This window comes from Longimonas sp., from assembly GCF_040409695.1.
Lineage (GTDB): Bacteria > Bacteroidota > Rhodothermia > Rhodothermales > Salinibacteraceae > Longimonas.
The window spans coordinates 1-18,548 of record NZ_JARWGJ010000009.1; the positions used below are offsets into that span (position 1 = coordinate 1).

The 18,548-nt window shown below is 61.6% G+C and carries 16 protein-coding genes; 8 read left to right on the forward strand and 8 right to left on the reverse strand.

Translation table 11 applies throughout. The annotated features are described in order from the left end of the window. Nucleotides 1–175 precede the first annotated feature (175 nt). Genes PPP56_RS00275 through PPP56_RS00285 form a run of 3 tightly spaced genes read left to right on the forward strand, consistent with a single transcriptional unit; the run spans nt 176 to nt 3,673 of the window. Nucleotides 176–1,660, forward strand: coding sequence for an AMP-binding protein (locus PPP56_RS00275; protein ID WP_353561585.1), 1,485 nt, complete (start codon nt 176–178; stop codon nt 1,658–1,660). Further along, nucleotides 1,657–3,189 carry an HAL/PAL/TAL family ammonia-lyase gene (locus PPP56_RS00280; RefSeq protein WP_353561587.1) on the forward strand — a complete coding sequence of 511 codons (1,533 nt, stop codon included), beginning with the start codon at nt 1,657–1,659 and terminating at the stop codon, nt 3,187–3,189. The genes PPP56_RS00275 and PPP56_RS00280 overlap by 4 nt, the downstream gene beginning before the upstream one ends. After that, entirely contained in the window at nt 3,182–3,673 is a 492-nt protein-coding gene (locus PPP56_RS00285; protein ID WP_353561589.1) for a DUF427 domain-containing protein, read from the forward strand. Before PPP56_RS00280 ends, PPP56_RS00285 begins: the two co-directional genes overlap by 8 nt. A gap of 105 nt (nt 3,674–3,778) precedes the next feature. Here PPP56_RS00285 and PPP56_RS00290 read toward each other — a convergent pair whose 3' ends face one another. Both PPP56_RS00290 and PPP56_RS00295 read right to left on the reverse strand, forming a co-directional pair. Further along, on the reverse strand, nt 3,779–4,945 hold the full coding sequence (locus PPP56_RS00290) for a cystathionine gamma-synthase (protein WP_353561591.1): 1,167 nt from the start codon (nt 4,943–4,945) through the stop codon (nt 3,779–3,781). A gap of 322 nt (nt 4,946–5,267) precedes the next feature. Further along, nucleotides 5,268–6,494 carry a tetratricopeptide repeat protein gene (locus tag PPP56_RS00295; protein ID WP_353561593.1) on the reverse strand — a complete coding sequence of 409 codons (1,227 nt, stop codon included), beginning with the start codon at nt 6,492–6,494 and terminating at the stop codon, nt 5,268–5,270. A gap of 554 nt (nt 6,495–7,048) precedes the next feature. Between PPP56_RS00295 and PPP56_RS00300 the strand changes: the two genes are divergently transcribed. The 4 genes from PPP56_RS00300 (at nt 7,049) to PPP56_RS00315 (ending at nt 11,732) form a co-directional block, all read left to right on the forward strand. Beyond that, entirely contained in the window at nt 7,049–8,059 is a 1,011-nt protein-coding gene (locus PPP56_RS00300) for a hypothetical protein (protein ID WP_353561595.1), read from the forward strand. 96 nt (nt 8,060–8,155) lie between these two features. Then, entirely contained in the window at nt 8,156–9,454 is a 1,299-nt protein-coding gene (fahA, locus tag PPP56_RS00305) for a fumarylacetoacetase (protein WP_353561597.1), read from the forward strand. Between the two features lie 368 nt (nt 9,455–9,822). Then, the gene (locus tag PPP56_RS00310) at nt 9,823–10,272 is read left to right on the forward strand and encodes an Hsp20/alpha crystallin family protein (RefSeq protein ID WP_353561599.1); all 450 of its coding nucleotides are present in this window, start codon (nt 9,823–9,825) and stop codon (nt 10,270–10,272) included. Nucleotides 10,273–11,078: 806 nt separating this feature from the next. After that, on the forward strand, nt 11,079–11,732 hold the full coding sequence (locus tag PPP56_RS00315; protein ID WP_353561601.1) for an NUDIX hydrolase: 654 nt from the start codon (nt 11,079–11,081) through the stop codon (nt 11,730–11,732). Between the two features lie 109 nt (nt 11,733–11,841). Here the strand turns inward: PPP56_RS00315 and PPP56_RS00320 are convergent, their stop codons facing one another. The 6 genes from PPP56_RS00320 to PPP56_RS00345 all read right to left on the reverse strand — a co-directional run bounded on the left by PPP56_RS00320 (nt 11,842) and on the right by PPP56_RS00345 (nt 17,370). Then, nucleotides 11,842–12,303, reverse strand: a complete 462-nt coding sequence (locus PPP56_RS00320; RefSeq protein ID WP_353561603.1) for a SufE family protein — start codon at nt 12,301–12,303, stop codon at nt 11,842–11,844. Between the two features lie 136 nt (nt 12,304–12,439). Next, on the reverse strand, nt 12,440–13,333 hold the full coding sequence (locus PPP56_RS00325; RefSeq protein ID WP_353561605.1) for a sulfurtransferase: 894 nt from the start codon (nt 13,331–13,333) through the stop codon (nt 12,440–12,442). Nucleotides 13,334–13,550: 217 nt separating this feature from the next. Continuing rightward, a complete protein-coding gene (gene otsB / locus PPP56_RS00330) occupies nt 13,551–14,252 on the reverse strand; it encodes a trehalose-phosphatase (RefSeq protein ID WP_353561607.1) in 702 nt (233 codons plus the stop codon). A gap of 75 nt (nt 14,253–14,327) precedes the next feature. Next, complete coding sequence (locus PPP56_RS00335; protein WP_353561609.1) at nt 14,328–15,701, reverse strand: alpha,alpha-trehalose-phosphate synthase (UDP-forming); 1,374 nt, start codon at nt 15,699–15,701, stop codon at nt 14,328–14,330. Between the two features lie 78 nt (nt 15,702–15,779). Beyond that, nucleotides 15,780–16,034 (reverse strand): hypothetical protein, encoded by a 255-nt coding sequence (locus PPP56_RS00340; protein WP_353561611.1) that lies wholly within the window; start codon nt 16,032–16,034, stop codon nt 15,780–15,782. Nucleotides 16,035–16,185: 151 nt separating this feature from the next. After that, nucleotides 16,186–17,370 carry a 4-phosphoerythronate dehydrogenase gene (locus PPP56_RS00345; protein WP_353561613.1) on the reverse strand — a complete coding sequence of 395 codons (1,185 nt, stop codon included), beginning with the start codon at nt 17,368–17,370 and terminating at the stop codon, nt 16,186–16,188. A gap of 331 nt (nt 17,371–17,701) precedes the next feature. On the opposite strand from PPP56_RS00345, the gene PPP56_RS00350 reads away from it, so the two are divergent. Continuing rightward, nucleotides 17,702–18,364: a hypothetical protein gene (locus PPP56_RS00350; protein ID WP_353561615.1), complete on the forward strand. Its 663-nt coding sequence runs from the start codon at nt 17,702–17,704 to the stop codon at nt 18,362–18,364. The last annotated feature ends 184 nt before the right edge of the window (nt 18,365–18,548 follow it).

An 18,548-nucleotide genomic window follows, 5' to 3' on the forward strand; every position in this document is an offset into this window, starting at 1 on the left:
GCTGCCCGGTGCGAAACTACTGTAACATTGGGGCAACCTGATCCTCCGTTCCGAACGCTATCTTGCTACGCAGGTCTATTATCTACACGCATACTAAGCTTTCATTCATGTGCTTGCCCTGTACGCAATGACGCGTTGTAACTGCTCTTCTGGCAACTCCCAACGCAGCGGAACCATGGCTGTCCGCGCCCCGCGTGCCGAGCAAGCCTGCCGTGCAGCCCTTGAGCGTGCCACGACCAGCGATGCCAACCCCTGGCACGACCTGCTATATAACCGACTGCGCGACTGCGCTGTGCCCGCAGTCATTGATAACGATGCCATCACTCCGGCAGCGTCTATCTGGACGGGTTCACGGCTTTGGTTGCAGGCGTTCCGAGCGGCAGAACTGCAGGAAGGCGATCGTATCGTCATCGCCATGCCGCCCTCTGCTGCTTTCCTGCAGGTGCTCGTTGCAGCTATCTGGCAGCAGCTCACCGTTGCGCTGGCGCCCCCTGAAGGCGCTGAAGCGCTCATCGAGACGCTTGATGCACGCGCACTTGTCCACCCGTCGTCCGACTCGCCCCATAACTGGATGCCAGACGGATGCGCAGGCCCCCTCCGGCCGCCTCATGCACTGCGTACAGCACAACGCGACCGCACGCCCAATGCCCGGTTCTTGCTACGCACGTCCGGCACGACGACTGATGGAACCTGGTATGCGCTGTCGGATGCCAACGTGCTCTCGGTACTCGCCACCCACCTGCCGTACTTCTGCCTGAAGCACGCTCGCGTGGTTTCGGTACTGCCATGGCACCATGCCTTCGGACTGGTGCTCGACCTGATGCCCGCCCTGCTTTCTGGAGCCGAGATCATTCGCGATCCTGAAGGGGGACGTGACGCCGAGTCCATTCTTGCACTGCGCGATGCATGGGGCGCTACGCATCTCTCTGCCGTTCCTCTAACCATGCAGCGCCTCCTCGCCCATGACGAGGGGCCCGGCTTTGTGAGCCAACTCCAGGGAGGCATCGTCGGCGGCGCGCCCATCAGCGCTCCACTTGCCGACACCCTCGACGGCTCTTCGCTACGGGTTGGCTACGGGCAGACCGAGGCCAGTCCCGGTATTGCACTTGGCGACGCGGGCGTGTGGGCCGCCAACTACCTCGGGCAGCCTCTTGGCTGTTCAGTGCGCATTGCCGACGACGGCGAACTTCTATTCCAGGGGCAGAATGCTTGCTTCGGAACGTGGACGACTGAGGGGCTCGTCCGGTTAGATCCCGACCGGTGGGTTGCCACCGGCGATCGCGCCAAACGAAAACGTGATGGCCTCTACTTCCGCGGACGCAAAGATGACTCGTTCAAGCTGGCGAACGGACGAATGGTGCCTGCCAGCCGGTTCGAAGCAACGCTGAAAGAAGCATTCGACGCTGCCCACGATGCCTTCCTCTTCTCGCCCGACGGCACCTCCATCGCTGTTGCGCTCTGCTGGGACGAAGCCACTTCGCCTCCAAGCACCAGCAAAATTGGCGCGCACCTTGGCCCGCTCCATGCGCGACTTGCCCACACGCTCGTGCTCTCTCCCAACGACTGGCCCACGACCCCGAAAGGGGCCTCCAACCGCGACCTGCTGCGCGAGAAACTCCATAAGCGTCTCACCTCTCACGCCGCCTCCTTCTCGCAATGAGCAATTCGTCCTCCTCTGCCTCCCAGGAAGACCCCCTTGCGCTCGGGCCCAACGTCACGCTTCCCCCGGCTGTTGTTGAGCAGTTTTCCACGTCGTCTTCGTCGGCTGTTGTGCTCACGTCGGCAGCAGAAACAGCGTGCCAGCAGGCCCGCGCAACACTGGAAACGCTGCGCGAGCAGGAGGCTCCGCTGTACGGCGTTACAACAGGATTTGGCCCTCTTGTGCAGCACGATTCGGCTCCAACCTCTCAGGAACGTGCCCAGAGCCTCGTGGCTCACCTCACCACCGGCACAGGTCCGCTCATGCCCCGGCCTGTCACGCGGGCGATGCTGTTGCTGCGCCTGCACGCGCTGTCGCAGGGCCATTCGGGCATCCGACGGCCGGTGCTGCATGCACTCCGCGACCTGATTAACGCATCCATTACACCGGCTATTCCCAGCATCGGATCGGTTGGGGCGAGCGGCGACCTTACGCCGCTTGCATTCGTGGCGCGTGTTCTTACCGGCAGCGGCACCTGTCTCGATTCAGAGGATCAGCGCGTTCCAGCAGAGGCGGCGCTTGAAGCGGCAGACATCGAGCCGGTTATGCTGGATGCCCGCGACGCGCTCGGGATTGTGAACGGGACCTCGTTCATGACGGCTTACCTGGCGCTGGCCTGTGCGCGAGCGCAGCGTCTGCTCGTGTACGCCGAAACGCACACCGGATGGATATTTCGCCTGCTGGGGGCCTCCCTCGAACCGCTCGACCCGGCCCTGCACGAGGCCCGGGGGCACCGCGCGCAGGTGGAAAGCGCGACGGTCATCCGCGAGGCAGCGGAAAACGGAGACTATGCGCAGGGCGACAATCGCCCCCTTCAAGAGATCTACTCGCTTCGATGCGCCCCACAGGTGCTCGGGGCCTGCCGCGACCAGATCGGATATGCCACCCGCATCACCAAAACCGAACTCAACGGCGTATCCGACAACCCCTTGCTTTTTCATGAACCGCCCCGTGCCATACATGGGGGTAACTTTCAGGGACAGCAGATTGCATTTGCTGCGGATGCGCTCAACGCGGCCCTTACGCAGATCGGCGTGCTTATGGAGCGGCAGCTCGACCTGCTGCTTACGCCCGCCCACAACGGGGGCGCCCCGCCGCTGCTGGCCTGGACCCCCGGCGCCACGCATGGGTTTGCTGGCGCTCAGCTCACTGCCACAGCGCTCGTTGCCGAGCTGCGCCAGCGCGCCCAGATGACGGCGACCAGCTCCATCCCGACCAATGGCGGCAACCAGGATGTCGTATCGATGGGGTCGCTTGCGGCCCGAACCGCCTACGAGCAGACCCCTCACGTGGCACGTATTCTGTCGATTCATGCGCTGGCGGCGCTGCAGCTGCGCCACCTGCAGCGCGACGACCGTGCTACTGGCCCCGCTCCTGCTCCGCCCAGTCACTGGCCCGACATGCCCCCCCTGACGACCGACCGGCCGCTCCATGATGAGCTGAATGCCTTCGCAGACACGCTCCTTGCTCCGCCCAGCTCCCATGCCTAAACGCACCGAACCCGGACCCGGCCAGGAGTCGGTCTGGGACTACCCCCGCCCACCTGCGCTTGAGCCGACTGATCGGCGCATCCAGGTTGTCTTCAACGACGCTACGATCGTGGACACGACCGGCGCCTATCGCGTGCTCGAGACCAGCCACCCGCCGGTGTACTACGTGCCTCCCGAAGCCATCGTCGACGGCGTGCTGCAGGACGCCGGGCGCATCTCGCACTGCGAGTTTAAAGGGCGCGCACGGTACTACGACGTCGCTGTAGGCGATCGCCGCGCGGCCCAGGCAGCGTGGGCGTACCCCTCTCCAACCCCTCGATTTGAGGCGATTGCCGGATACGTGGCGTTCTACGCTCACAAGATGGACGCCTGCTATGTCGGCGATGAGCAGGTGGATGCGCAGCAGGGCTCGTTCTACGGTGGCTGGATCACGAGCGACGTAGTGGGCCCCTTTAAAGGCGGGCCGGGCACCATCGGCTGGTAGCCATCACCTCATGGAAGCATCCAACGTAGCCACAAAACGCGTGGAGACGCCCCAACGGGACGCCTCCACTTCTATTGCACCTCCGACCACCATACTCACACGTTATCAGACCCGCTCGATGGCCTGCTCCAGGTCGGCCCGCAGGTCGTTGATATCTTCGATGCCGACCGACACGCGAATCAGCGAGTCGGTAAGCCCGATCTTGGCGCGCTCCTCAGCCGGAATGGATGCGTGGGTCATCGATGCCGGATGCTCAATCAGGCTCTCTACACCCCCCAGGCTCTCGGCAAGCAAGAACACGTCGGTGTTTGACAGCACCGTCTTCGCCGCGTCGATGCTGTCGTCCGTAAGCGTGAATGCGATCATACCGCCAAAGTCGCTCATCTGCTTCGCAGCAATGTCATGACCGGGGTGCGACTGCAGTCCCGGGTAGAGCACGGTGTCTACTTTGGGGTGCTCTTCGAGGAAGAGCGCCAGAGCACGAGCGTTATCGCAGTGCCGATCCATGCGCACGTGCAGCGTTTTGGTGCCGCGTAGCGCCAGGAAGCAGTCCATCGGACCTGGGGAAGCGCCCGCGCTCTTCACCTGAAAGCGCAGCTTCTCTGCCCATTCGTCGCTGCTGGTGCACACCGCACCCAGAATGATGTCGGAGTGCCCCCCCAGGTATTTCGTGGCCGAATGAAGCACCATGTCGGCGCCCAGATCGAGCGGCTGCTGCAGGTAGGGCGTAGCAAACGTGTTATCGACCGTTACGTCGATGCCGTGCGTATCCGCAATGTCGCATACCGCTTCGATATCGACGATGCGCATAAGGGGATTCGTGGGCGTTTCGACCCAGATCATAGCGGTGTCGTCGGTGATGGCGTCCTCGACGTTTGCGAGGTCGCTCATATCCACAAACGAGAAATCGATGCCGAACGGCTCAAACACGTTCGTAAAGAGCCGGAAGCTGCCCCCGTATAGGTCGTTGGTCGAGATAACATGATCACCCGGACGCAGGCCTTTCATGATCGCGTCGATACCGGCTACGCCTGAGGCAAAGGCAATGCCGTGGGTGGCGCCTTCGAGCGCCGCCAGATTTCCTTCAAGCGCGGTGCGCGTCGGATTCGAAACGCGCGAGTACTCGTAGCCCTGGTGTTCGCCGGGTGCGCTCTGCACATAGGTCGACGACTGGTAGATGGGTGTCATGACCGCCCCAGTCGAGGGGTCGGGCTGCTGGCCGGCGTGGATCGCGTTGGTACCAAAATGGCGGGTAGATGGATCGGCATTCATAGAGAAACTCAAAGTTGGTGTACAGAAAACGAATGAGGGGGAACCTGGTCGCTGCAGACGGGAGCGCGGTGCGTAGGTGGCGCGGTGAGTAGATGGCACAGTGCATGGGCAGCACGCCACAGAACGCATCTTGATTAAGCATCGCCCAAACAGGTTCTAAACACAGATAGCCCCGACCTCGCATCGAGACCCGGGGCTATCTGAGAGAAGCGAGCACAGCGCAGGCCGGGGCGTGCAGGATCTGTCAGGATCTGTACACGCACGAAGGGCCGGTTTCTGTGCGTTGTTTGTTCGCGCTGTTTATCACGCTGTTTTTTAGCTGTTACTGACCCTGGGGCTCGCCCATGTCAGGCTGTTCGCCTTCGAGCTCGTCAAAGCACGACTCAATGGCGGCGGCATCGTCGGTACGGTCTACCAGCACGTAAGCGCGGTAGAGCTCGCGGCATACAACACCAAAGTTCTCATCGCCCTCGTCCATCATGTCGAACGCCTGCTCAAACGGACCGATGGCCTGTTCGATAAGCTCGCGACGCTCACCGGCCAGTTCTTCCAGGCGGGCATCTTCTTCATCGGTCAGCTCCCGGCCTTCTTCCTGCACCTCCGTTTCGACCGCACTGATCTGATCGTCACGGTCGGCTGCCTGGTTCACATAGGCTGCACCGAGGTTGAAGAAAATACTTCCGTCGTCAGGATTGAGTTCGGCAGCGCGTTCGAGCTGCTCAGCCGCCTCCTCATACTGCTCGTCGTTCAGCAGCAACGATCCGTAGTTGTACCGGAAGATCGCGTTGTCCGGATTCTGCTCTACTTGCTCGCGATAGGCATCGAGCGCGCGATCCATTTCGCCTGCGGCTGTAAAGGCATTAAGACGCAGCTCCTGCACCTCCTGGTTCTGCGGGTAGAACTGCACGGCCTCATCAAGAAGGTCCAGGGCTTCTTCTTCCTGACCAAACTGCAGGTAGAGGCTGCTCAGAATGGAGTACAAGTCCACGTCGGCTGTATCCTGGTTCGTTTCGATGGCTCGCTCAAGCACCGGAACAACCTCTTCACGGTCTCCCGCATTCAGCAGCGCAAACGCTTCGTTGGTGTACGCATCGCTGGAGTCGGGAGCAATGAGACGTGCACTGGTGAAGAACGAAGCGGTCTCCCGAAACAGCTCGGGGTCCTGGGCTTCCTGTGCATCGTTGAAGCGCTCGGCACCGCGCTGCATCAGATCGATGTACGAGAACTGACGCTGCGACTCGACCTGGGAACGGGCATCGGGGCTCAGCTCCGCAGCCTGCTGGCGGGCTTCAGCGACCTGTTCGTACAGCTGAACGCGCTCTTGGGGCGTCTCCGCTTCTTCGGCCTGGGCCTCAAAGATCCGTGCCCGCGTCAGGAAAGCCTCCGCGTTCTCAGGGTTCTCTTCAAGCGCACGCTCTACGCTCTCAAGCGCTGCATCGTAGTTGCCGTCTTCAAGCGCGCTCTCCGCTTCGTTGATGTTGGGATCGCCAACCGCACAACCGGCAAGCAGAACCCCCGCCATCATCACGACGCAGAGGAATGAGTACATGGAATACCGACGTTGCGTCTTCATAGTGGGTTTGATTCAAGCCAAGGATATTGTCAAAGGGGTGCCCAAACGTTGCTGCCGCCTGTGTCGTTTTGAACGACTCGCAGCAATTCGGGAATATAGATGCAATTTAACGAGCCGTCAGAAGCAGTTGCAAGCATGTAAACGGGATTCATTCGTGAAGTATTGCCCTTTCGTATCCTTGTTCTTACGACAGGCTTGCTTTTATCCCGATATGAACGGTTTACTTGTAACGGAAGCGTTTACACGCTACGCAGCCTCGCTTGACGACAGCCTCGCCTGTGGACTATCTCCTTGCGGGCTGCCTGGCTTGGTACCTACCTCAGAAAGCCTGCCTCTGCACAGAGGTGTGCCGCGGTTCTGTGCAGAGGTCTGCTGCCCGACCATTGCCTGTTCGGTCATTACCTGCCTGGCCATTCCGCACTGTTGCCCGTTTTTCTGTGTGTGACGTAGCATTCTGTGTATAGCAGCATTCTATGTGTAGCGCTGCCCCTTTTTCGATATGCTTTCCACCCGCCATAGAACCCCCGCTTATGGAATCGCATCCGCATCCCGACGACACTATCATTGCGCCCGGACTGCGGGCGTTCATGCAGCGCATTGTGGACTATGCCGGTATGTTTCCGCCAGCCGACCTGCGGCTTACCGACGCAATGGAGCGCTTCCTGAGCTACCGGGGCGAACCAGAGCGCTGGATGCTGAACCGCTTCGTTATTCCCACACGCCGCCTTGAAGAGCTGCGCCCCTTTCGGCAGGCCATTGCGCACAATCCGCCAGTCGGATTTTCGGTGCTGGGCACCGGCGGCGCTACGCCTGAAGCGTTTCTGGAAGCGTTTACAGCCGACCTCGACCGCATCGACCAGTGCGTCGAGGATCATAGCAGCCGCGTGCGCCCCGATGTCATGGAAGTTCGGCTCCCGGCCTCTCTGCTCGATACCCCCGAACTACCTGCCATCCGCGACTTCCTTGCAGCAGTCGATGCGCACCTGGCCCGTCACGGACTGGCCCATCTCGACATCTTTTTCGAGGTGCCGCTTACCGATCAGACCACAGCCCGCTTGCCCAAACTGCTGAGCACCTTCGCCGATGCCAACGCCGATCAGCCAGTCCCCGAACGCAGCGTGATCGGTCTCAAGATCCGCTGTGGCGGCATGGAGGCTGCGCTCTTCCCCTCAGTCGAGCATGTGGCCGCCGCCATCGCCGCGTGCCGCAACGCCAGCGTACGGTTCAAGGCAACCGCTGGACTGCACCATCCGGCCCGCCACTACGACGACGATCTCGAGGTGATGCGCCACGGCTTCTTCAATGTGTTCGGAGCCGCCGTCTTTGCGCTCCAGCATGACCTGGATGCCGACGGGATCGCAGCCATCCTCCGTGAGGAGAATGAGGAGACGTTTACCTTTACGCAGGAAGGCATGCAGTGGGGACCGCTTTCTGCATCGGTCGAAGACATCTCATACGCCCGCTCTACCCTTGCACACTCGTTTGGCAGCTGCAGCTTTGAAGAGCCTGTCGACGACCTGCGGGCGCTCGGGCTCATGTAGTCCTCGTATGTACTCCCCGTATGTAGAGCCCTGTAGCCGCCACGGCCTGCCCCCCCAATCTTATCTCGTACGTCTACCCTCCCAAGAAACGCTTTTATGTCTGCCTACCTCATTCCCGCTGCCGACGCCTCGTTCATCGACGTGCCGGCCGATCATCCTTTTCCGATTCAGCACCTGCCCTACGGCGTCTTCCGCCCCCGGACCGATGCCGAACCTCGCGTGGGCGTCGCCATCGGCGACCAGGTGGTGGATCTTGCCGCGCTGGCCAATGAGGGCCTCTTCGACCACGAAGCTCTCGCCCCAGATGTGCACCCCTTCCGTGCCGACACGCTAAACGCGTTCATGGCGCTCGGACAGCCCGCCTGGCGTGCCACGCGCAGCACCCTGCACCACCTGCTCCGCGAAGACACCCCCACCCTGCGCGACAACGCATCGCTGCGCACCCGCGTGCTGCATCCGCAAGACGATGTGTCGATGCTGCTGCCCGCCGCGGTTGGTGACTATACCGACTTCTACTCCTCACGCGAACACGCAACCAACATCGGCACCATGTTTCGCGGGCCCGAAAATGCGCTCAAGCCCAACTGGCTGCACCTGCCGGTAGGCTACCACGGACGCGCCAGTTCGGTGATTGTAAGCGAAACGCCCGTACATCGCCCGTGCGGACAGCGCAAGCCCGACGACGATGCGCCCCCGACCTACGGGGCCAGTCAGCTGCTCGATTTTGAGCTCGAAATGGGCTTCTATGTCGGCACCGGCAACGCACTTGGCACGCCCATCCGCGCTGCCGATGCCGAGTCGCATATCTTCGGCCTCTCGCTCGTCAACGACTGGAGCGCCCGCGACATCCAGAAATGGGAGTACGTTCCCCTCGGGCCGTTTCTCGGCAAGAGCTTTGCCACGACCGTCTCTCCCTGGATCACTCCGCTCGACGCGCTCGAACCCTTCCGCACCGACGGCCCCGACCAGGATCCTGAGCCGCTCGACTATCTGCAGCCCAACGACCACGCGAACTTCGACATTAAGCTCGAAGTGCAGCTGCAGACCCCCGAGCTCGACACCCCGTACACCATCTCCCAGACTAACTTCAACTACATGTACTGGTCGATGCGTCAGCAGCTGGCGCACCACACCGTAAACGGCTGCAACGTGCGCCCCGGCGACCTGATGGCCTCGGGCACCATCAGCGGCCCCACCGAAGACAGCTACGGAAGCATGCTGGAGCTGGCCTGGCGTGGCACCAAACCTATTCAGCTGCCCGACGGCTCCGAGCGCTCCTTTCTGCACGACGGCGACCGCGTCGTCATGCGCGGCTGGGCACAGGGCGATGGCTTCCGCATCGGACTCGGCACAGTGTCGGGTACCGTACAGCCCGCGCAGCCGCTTGATGCGTAGCATGGCCCGGGTATACCTGGGTGTCTAACGGGTGGCTAACGGGTGACTAAGGAAAGCACACGCTGCTGCTGACATCGCGTATCTCTGCGCGCACCCCGCCATGCCGTGCCACCCTGACATCCTGTATCCTGCTGCATGCTATAACTCTGACAGCCGGTCTTTCACGTTGTCAGATCAATATCCAGCCTGCCTGTCACAACTGACAGGCAGGCTGTCTCGTTGTCAGCCTCCTCGACCGTTTTTTGCCGACTGAGCCCACCTGGTACAGGGGTTGCATGTATAGATGGGTGCAGAGTTGAAGGTGATGTACTCTGCGTTCCCTGCCACACATTCAATACGAACCAAGACAACTGAACGAGGTGATTACTATGACGAACTTAACCCGCACACCGAACCGCAGCCTGCGCACCCTGCAGAACGAAATCGACCAGGTGTTCAACCGCCTCTTCCCAACATCCGAGGGAAATGGCGATCGTAGCGAAAGCACCGCACGCATGTGGGCTCCGCGGACCGACATGGTCGAGACCGCCGACAACTACGAAATCCATCTCGACCTGCCGGGCATGTCGAAAGACGATCTGAAGATCAACATGCAGGAGCGGCAGCTCACGGTAAGTGGCGAGCGGCGTCACGAAGCACGCAATGAGGATGATGAGTTTGTGCGTGTGGAGCGCGCTTTCGGCCACTTCCACCGCTCCTTCACGCTCCCACAGTCGATTCAGGAAGACAACATTGAGGCGGCGTACGAAGACGGTGTCCTGAAGATTACGGTGCCAAAGGCGGAAGAAAGCAAGCCGCGCCAGATTTCGATCCAATAAATGGATCTTGGTGCACGTCGTAGATTTGGGAGGTAGACGGATTGCCTCGAATCCGTCTTGAGTGCCTCCCACCACGCCCCGGCGGCCTCACGGCGGCCGGGGCGTTTTTTTGGTTGTGGGGCTGTTCTCGGCGGCGCGTTGATGCCTCTACAGCCCTGACCTCCCAAACTCAAAGTCACCCCGGCCTCCGAGCCGGGGTCTTCCGTATCCGTAGAGCTGCCATTTTCTAGCACGAAGACCACCCGCATTCCCGGTGGTCAGGAAAGGGCAGACCGCCCCGGACAGCGACGTATGAGATTGCGTCGTCCTGCGTCCTCGCAATGACAAGGTGAGGGATCTTCCGGGGTTGTCATCGGAGAAGGGAGCGTCAACTCTGTAGGAGACCGTTCGACTTCTGCCGGCAGGAGCCGGCATCCGCTCAAGGTGACATGTTGTAGAGAGTGACATGCTACAGAGCGTGTCATGGTGAGCGTACGGCGAAGCCGAGAGTCGAACCATCTCCTGCTTGGTAGGCAGCGCCCGTCTCGAACAGAACCGCATGAGATTGACACGTCACGGTCCATCCCCCCTAAATCCCCCTCCTCTGAGGGGGACTTAATCGGCCCCTTCCACGACCCTTTTCGTAGAATTACAGGACCAAAATCCCTTCCTACCGGCGTCAGCCGGAAAGAAGGGGTGCCTGAAGAGCGGGGTGGTCCTGAACCGAGGCACCTCCAAAGAGCAGCCCACCCCCATCAGAACCCTGCCTCCCCCCTTCCATACGAATACGCGTCAATCCCTCTTTTTACGCGCTGCCTGCCATCTCTATGCCTACGTTTGACCATTTCGCGGATGCGCTACGCAAGCGTCTGAGCAAGCCGCTTCCCGGCTTCGAAGCACAGCGCACCATGGCCCCCCGGTATGACGTCGGTCAGCGAGGCATCCCGACCGACGAAGTCGACTGCACCGATGCCGGCGTGCTCGCGCTGCTCTACCCTGATGACCAGGGCACCCCCACGGTGCTGCTTACCATCCGGCGCAGCAACCTCGCTCATCATCCCGGCCAGATTTCATTTCCGGGTGGACGCTGCGAGCCGGGCGAAACGGAATGCGAGACCGCGCTTCGTGAGGCCCAGGAAGAGGTGGGACTGCCGCCGGAGGAGGTGTCGATTCTCGGTGCACTAACGCCGCTCTACATCCCCCCGTCTGGATTCTGTGCACACCCTTTTGTAGGCATGCTACCTTACACGCCCCAGACAACGCCACAGGAGGACGAGGTCGAAGCGCTGCTCCCCGCGCACATCCCACACCTGCTTCACCCGGGCACGCGCACGGTAGAGACGTGGACGCTCCATGGCACTCAGATCGACGTGCCGTTTTATGACGTGGAGGGGCACACGGTGTGGGGCGCTACAGCCATGATGCTCGCAGAGCTGCTCGATGTAGTGCGTAGCACAGATGCTTTGCTACACATGCAGTAGCCACGCTACTCCAGCAGACACACGCCTGCAGCCCCTGAGCATCCGTCTGTCCCCGCTTGTCTTCACAATGCAAGCGACAATGCAAGCGACAATGCAAGCGCATCCATGGTCAGGATGCAGACGCCGGATCTTCGTTGTCGGCTTTGATCGGACTGTGCGTGCGTTCGGCAACGGCGTGCTTCATGCGCTGGTAGATCGCCGAAAGCCCCTGGGTCCGCTGGGCACCCAGCAGTTCCGACAGGCCCAGGTCGCGTAACGGGTAATCAGTTGCATTGGCAACGTCTTCAGGCGTGGCGCCGTCAAACGCCTCGTGCAGAATCGACACGAAGGCCCGCGCCGTAGGGGCGTTGCGCGGCACATGTGCGATGACCCGCACGGTACCGTCGCGCACCTCCGGACGCAGGAAGACGGGCGACTGGCACTCGTGCACCATGTTCATTCCGGCATCGCGAAGCTCCTGGTAGGCTTCAGGCAGCGGCGGCAGCTTGCCTGCATACTCCAGAAGCAGGTCGAGCCGCGTGTCGCGGTCTACCATCTGAAATCCGGCGGCGATATCCTGGAAGGAGCTCATAGTGCGTTGCGCGTTTGTACCGTAACGAACCCATGTGGGGTCGTATGGGGATGAGATACGGCGATAAAGTCTGTGTGCCTGTGGGGGCGCCTGACGTATGCGTGCTGCCCCCACATGCTCTGTCAGGACAACGTGCCTACTTCGAGTCTGCAGCCGGCTCGGCGTCGCCCTTCTCGATGGGCATACCAACAAGATTTCCCCACTCCGTCCATGAGCCGTCGTAGTTCTTCACCTGGTCGAAGCCAAGCAGGTACTTCAGCACAAACCACGTGTGACTCGACCGCTCGCCGATGCGGCAATACGCGATGGTATCGTCATCGGGGTTCAGTCCTTCACGCTGCTGGTAGATGGTCTCCAGTTCCTCGCGTGGCTTGAACGTGCCATCGTCGTCGACCGCCGTCGACCACGGTACATTGCGTGCCCCGGGAATGTGTCCGCCGCGCATGGAGCTTTCTTCGGGGAGTCCGGGCAGGTGCGTCACCTCACCGCGAAACTCCTCCGGCGAGCGCACATCCACCATCGGACCGCCCGCTTCCTGGTGGGCAAGCACCTCGTCGCGGAAGGCTCGAATTGAGAGATCGGGCCCCTCGGGCGCCGGATAGGAGACAACAGGTAGGTCGGGCGCATCCGTCGTCATCGATCGGTCTTCGGCTTCCCACTTGGCACGCCCGCCATCCATAATATGGAGCGGTTCATGTCCGTACAGCCGAAATACCCAGAAAGCGTAGCAGGCCCACCAGTTGTTCTTGTCGCCATAGAACACAACAGTGGTGTCGGGGCCGATGCCTTTCTTCTCGCAGAGTCGGGCAAATGCTTCCTCATCAATGAAGTCGCGCTGCACGGGGTCTTGCAGCTCCGTGTGCCAGTCGAGCTTCACCGCGTTGGGAATGTGCCCGGTTTCGTAGAGCAGTACGTCTTCGTTGGCTTCTACGATACGAACCGAGTCGGTGTCGTCGATATGATCGGCGACCCAATCGGTATCGACCAGTACGTCGGGGTGGGCATAGGTACGCATCGGGACAGTGGGCATGTTGAGCATTGCGTGGACTATTGGGGATGCATCCGCCTGTCTGCTGATGCAGTGTGGCACCTAATGCAGTGTAGCATTACATCCAATGACTAACACCCTCAGTCTGGAACGGTGTTCACGCAATGCCTGCCCGCACAGGACTCTGTTGCGTTTTGTTTACAGGTGGTCGTTCACAGGCGTCGGGCGCTGTTATGCAGGCGCTATTATGCAGATGCGATCAATCGATATACCGTTTCAGGTAATCGACGACGTCCTCTACATTGTCGAGGCGGTAGTCGGCGGCGGTGTCGCCGGGGCCGACTTTTACAGTGCAGGCGTCGTAGTCCGCAAGCGCGTTGAACGCGTCTTCGTCGGTCACGTCGTCGCCGAGGTAGACCGGGGTGCGACCGGGGTGCTCATCAGCGACCTCGCGCACCGCCTGCCCCTTGGTATGGTCCTGGTGGCGCAGCTCCACGACCTTCTTGCCCCAGATCGCCTCCAGGAAGTCAGGCGCCGTGTCGACCCATGCCTGCAGGCGGCGGCGCGCGTCGTCGGCATCGTGGGCTTTGCGGTAGTGCACGGCAAACGTGGGCGGCTTTGCTTCGAGATGGAGCCCCTCTACCGACGGCACGTTCGCCTGCATCTGCGAGAGCGCCTCCACCGTTTCGTCGTTGAACGACGGCGGCTCGGCGGTATCGGTGGTGCCGTACTGCGCGCCGTGCAGCCCGATAGCCGGTACATTGGCTGGAAAGAGGCGGCCCAGACTGCGCAGGTCGCGCCCGGTGATGATCCACAGCGGGTAGCGCTCACGCAGCGCCTGCACTACCGCCGGCACGTCGGGATGCGGGTAGGCAGCATCCGGGTCGTCTACAATCGGAGCCAGCGTGCCATCGTAGTCCAGAAAGAAAAGCGGCGAGTCAACGCGTGGAGGAGTACTCATAGGAAAAGCCAGAACAGGTCAGAAGGTAAGCGAGTCGGGCGGCAGCAGTGCGGCTGGGGGCAGTGGAGACGTTCCTTACTGCCCTTGCTGCTGCAGCGAATCCAGGAAGCCACGGGCCCAGCGCTGCACATCGAGCTTTTCGACGGTCGACTTCAGGCCCTGCAGCCGTGTGGTGCGTTCCTCCTCATCCATTTCGAGCGCCATGCGGATGGAGGCGGCGAGTCCGTCGCGGTCATAGGGATTCACCTGGATGGCTTCGGGAAGCAGGTATGCCGCGCCGGTTAGCTCGCTCAGAATGAGCGCCCCGTTCTCTGTGGCGGTGATGAACTCTTGTGTTACCACGTTCATGCCGTCGCGGAGCGGCGTGATGAGCGCAGCATCGGCGGCGCGGTAGAAGGCACACAGTTCAAACTGCGTGTAGGTGCGATAGCGGTAGTTGACCGGCACCCAGTTATCGCGCGCGAACTGTCCGTTGATGCGCCCCACCACCTCATCGACCTCACGCTTCAGCTGCTGGTAGGAATCGACCTGTGTGCGGCTGGGGGTAGCGATCTGGTAGAAGCTGACCGAGCCGTGGTACTCGGGATTGTCTTCGAGAAAGCGCTCGAACGCTTCCAGGCGCGAGAGCACGCCCTTCGTGTAGTCGAGCCGGTCGATGCCGATCACGATGTACTCGGTGCCCAGCCGCTCGCGCAGGCGAGCCGCTTTGCCCGTTACCTCATCAGATGCAGCCATCTGCTTGAAGCGCTCGACCTCGATGCCGATGGGATGTGCCTCAACGCGGGTGGTGTGCCCTTCGTAGTGGATGGTCTGCCCCTCGATTTCGGCGCCGAGCAGTACGCGGGCGCTCTCCAGGAAGTTATCGACGTACTCCTCAACGTGCACGCCCACCAGGTCGCAGTGCAGCATGCCGCGCAGCAGCTCGCGGGCCCACGGCAGGATGCGGAAGACCTCCATGGCTGGCCACGGGATGTGCCAGAAGTGGCCGAGCGTGGCGTCAGGGCGTGCCTTGCGGATGTGCTGCGGCGCCAGCATCAGGTGGTAGTCTTGCAGCCAGATCTGCTGGTCGTCTTCGGCAACCTCCTCCACGACCGCGTCGGCAAAGCGCTTGTTCACCGACCGATAGATCTCCATGAAGTCCGGATTCGGCTCAAAGTGCTGAATCATGTAGTGCGACACGGGCCAGAGCACGCGGTTGGCCATGCCGTAGTAGTAGCCGTCGAGCTCGTCCTGGCTGAGCGGCACGCGGCGTACGGTAAAGTCGGGATCGGCGGCGGGGAAGAGCTGGCGTTCGGGCAGATCCGGATCCTCGCCCATCCCGATCCACGCGCCGCCGCGCTGGCGCAGCACCGGGAGCAGTGCGGTGGTGAGCCCGCCTACAGAGGGGGCCCACTCTCCGTCGTCGGATCGGCGGATGGGGACGCGGTTGGCAACAACGGTAAGGCTCACAGGCTTCGAGGCGTTAGGTACGGGTACAGCGATGAGCGGGCGAGGGAACGCAGGCGATACGCCTGTGCGCCCCTTGTACTACGGACGCGCAGCCTCCTCGTCGCGCATCCGCTCGTAGTGCGTGCGATGCTTGGTCGCATCCGCAAATAAACAGAGTCCGGCGTTAAGTACAACCAGGCTGCCGGTTCCGGCCACGACCCATGACAGCGTGGAGGACTTCGGGTCGGCCTTTTTCAGGGTTGCGTGCCCGAGCAGGCTGGCACCGGTGCCCACGGCGAGCAGTCCGAGCGGCGCCTGCCAGCGCCAGCGGGTGTAGTGATCGTGTGCATCCATAATACGGAATGGCTTTGAAAGATTCAGAAAGCGACCGAAGCATTATCGAAAGGCAATACCACGAGCAGGGCGCAGGCGTTCTTATGAAGTGGAACGCTTTCGTGAAGCCCCCCTGCGTGGCTTCTACGTGGCGGACCGGCTACGTAGCGTGTCAGCTACGTAGCTGCATGGTGAGTCCGCCCGTGACTGCGCCGTGCAGGGCGTCGGGGACGGCGGTGCGGCGGACGCGGTAGCGCTGCATTTCGCGGCGCACGGGGTAGTCGCGGCGCAGCGCTGCAAACTGTTTGCCGCGGGTTTCGGGGGGATGCGCAGGGAGGGCTCGCATGCGGCGGTCGTCGTCGGCGATCGCATAGGTCTGCCGGGCCAGCGTGTGAAGGTACTGCGTGCGCGGCGTGTTCGGATCGGGCGGGGTGCAGTGCCAGCGCTCGGGGGCCTGTTCGGCGAGGGCCGATTCGGGCGTCCAGGTAGCGGGCTCGTCGCGTGCTGCGCAGAGCGCCTCGTAGAGCATGTGCGTACCGCGCACCTTGCCGTCGTAGGCATATCCGGCGATGTGGGGGGTGGCAAGGTCGGTACGGGCAACCAGCTCGGCGTCGGGCGCTGGCTCGTTGGGCCACACGTCGAAGAGCGCAGCACCCAGGTGGTTGCTATCCAGCGCCTGCGCCACCGCGTGCGGATCGATGACGTCGCCGCGTGCGGTGTTCACAAGCCAGGTGCCCGGCTGCATTTCGGCAAGCAGGTCGGCGTCTACCAGGCGGAAGGTCGGATGCGCGCCGGTTTTCGTGAGCGGCACGTGCAGCGATACGATGTCAGCCGCGTGCAGCAGTTCGGGAAGCGGAACGAACGGATGATCATCGCCCGGATGCGCCTCGGCCAGCGGGGGATCGTTACGCAGCACGCGGCAGCCGAGCGCGGCGCAGCGGCGCGCCACCCGCGAACCCGTATTGCCATGCCCGATAACGCCGACAGTACGATCAGGCAGCGATACGCCCTGCGCAGCCGCATGGTGCAAGAGCGCCGCGATCACGTAATCCGCCACGCTGTCCGCATTGGAGCCGGGCGCATGGGCAAACGGAATGCCGCGCCGCTGCAGGAGGTCCTGGTCGATGTGGTCGGTGCCGATGGTGGCCGAGCCGACAAAATCGAGCGTGTGCTCCTGCAGCAGCGCCTCGTTTACGGGCGTGACGCTGCGCACGAGCAGCGCGTCGGCCACGCGGACATGGTCGGTGGTTATAGCGCGCCCGGCCACGGGCTGAACGGTGCCGATCGTGCCAAACGCCTCGCGGGCAAGCGGAATATTTTCGTCGACTACGATGGTCATTGTTGAGGGCGTGGACATGAAAACTGAAAGCGCTTCGAGTAAAAAGTATACATTATATACGCAGCAAATCTATGCGTTACCACTTTCAAGGCGGGGTTAACGCAGGATCAATCTACCGCGAACGTGGCGCAATCCATAAGATCAAATTTAGGATGAATGAGGATAGTACATTGTAATACCTGTGTTTGCCTCAAATAGAAAAGGGAAACCTCGTATCACAGGGACTGTTGACCGCCCTGCCTTACGTTCTGCGCTGCAAATACGTAAGCATGTGTGGAAAAATTCCATGGCATGCATGTCTTGTTTTTGAGGCATGGCTTCGAATCCTACGAATAGCGTTCTCATATGTATGAGCACATATACGAAAATAGCTTCTACAGGTATTGCCTGTGCCTCATTAGCCCTGATGGTATCTACCGGGGGCCCGAGCCTGTCCGCCCTTCCCTCTTTTTCTGCGGAGTCAGATGCATCCGCCACTTCTTCTGCATCTGAAGACCCGCACGAGCTCCTTTCCATTGCATACCGGAACGGCAGCGACGACGTACGTCCTTCTATTGAGCACCTGCCCGAGATCGACGACGCCACGCTATGGCTTGCCCGGGCTGTTTTTTCAGAAACCAAGAAGCCGCACGAGCAGGAGCTGGTGGCGTGGGTTGTTCGCAACCGTGTTGAAACAGAGTACCGGGGCCGGTCGACCTACAAAGAGGTTGTACTCGACCAGCGCCAGTTCAGTGCCTTTAACTACAACATGCCTCGGCGCGCGTTCTACATGAACCTGCAGCCAGACACGCAGCTGGACAGCTGGCAGCAGGCGCTGCACGTGGCCTACTACGTGCGCCACGCCGACGACGCCTACCGTCCGTTCCACATCTCGACGCGGCACTTCTTCAGTCAGGTGTCGATGCCCGACCACCGCTTCCCCCACTGGGCCGACCAGCGCCGCAAGATCGACCCGCAGTGGAACATCACGTTGGATGAGTGGCGCTTCCGGTTCTACGCTAACCTGTCGTGATTGCGGAAACGCATTCCGTTGCTTGAGACGCCCTGGGTCTCGACGGGGATATTCTCTCTCCGCTCCCCTCACGGAATGACAATCCCCCAAACGCCCCTCCTACCGGCGTTAGCCGGAAAGGAGGGGTGCCCGCAGGGCGGGGTGGTCCTGTTCGGATAAAGATCCCGGGTCTCCGCTCCGCTGC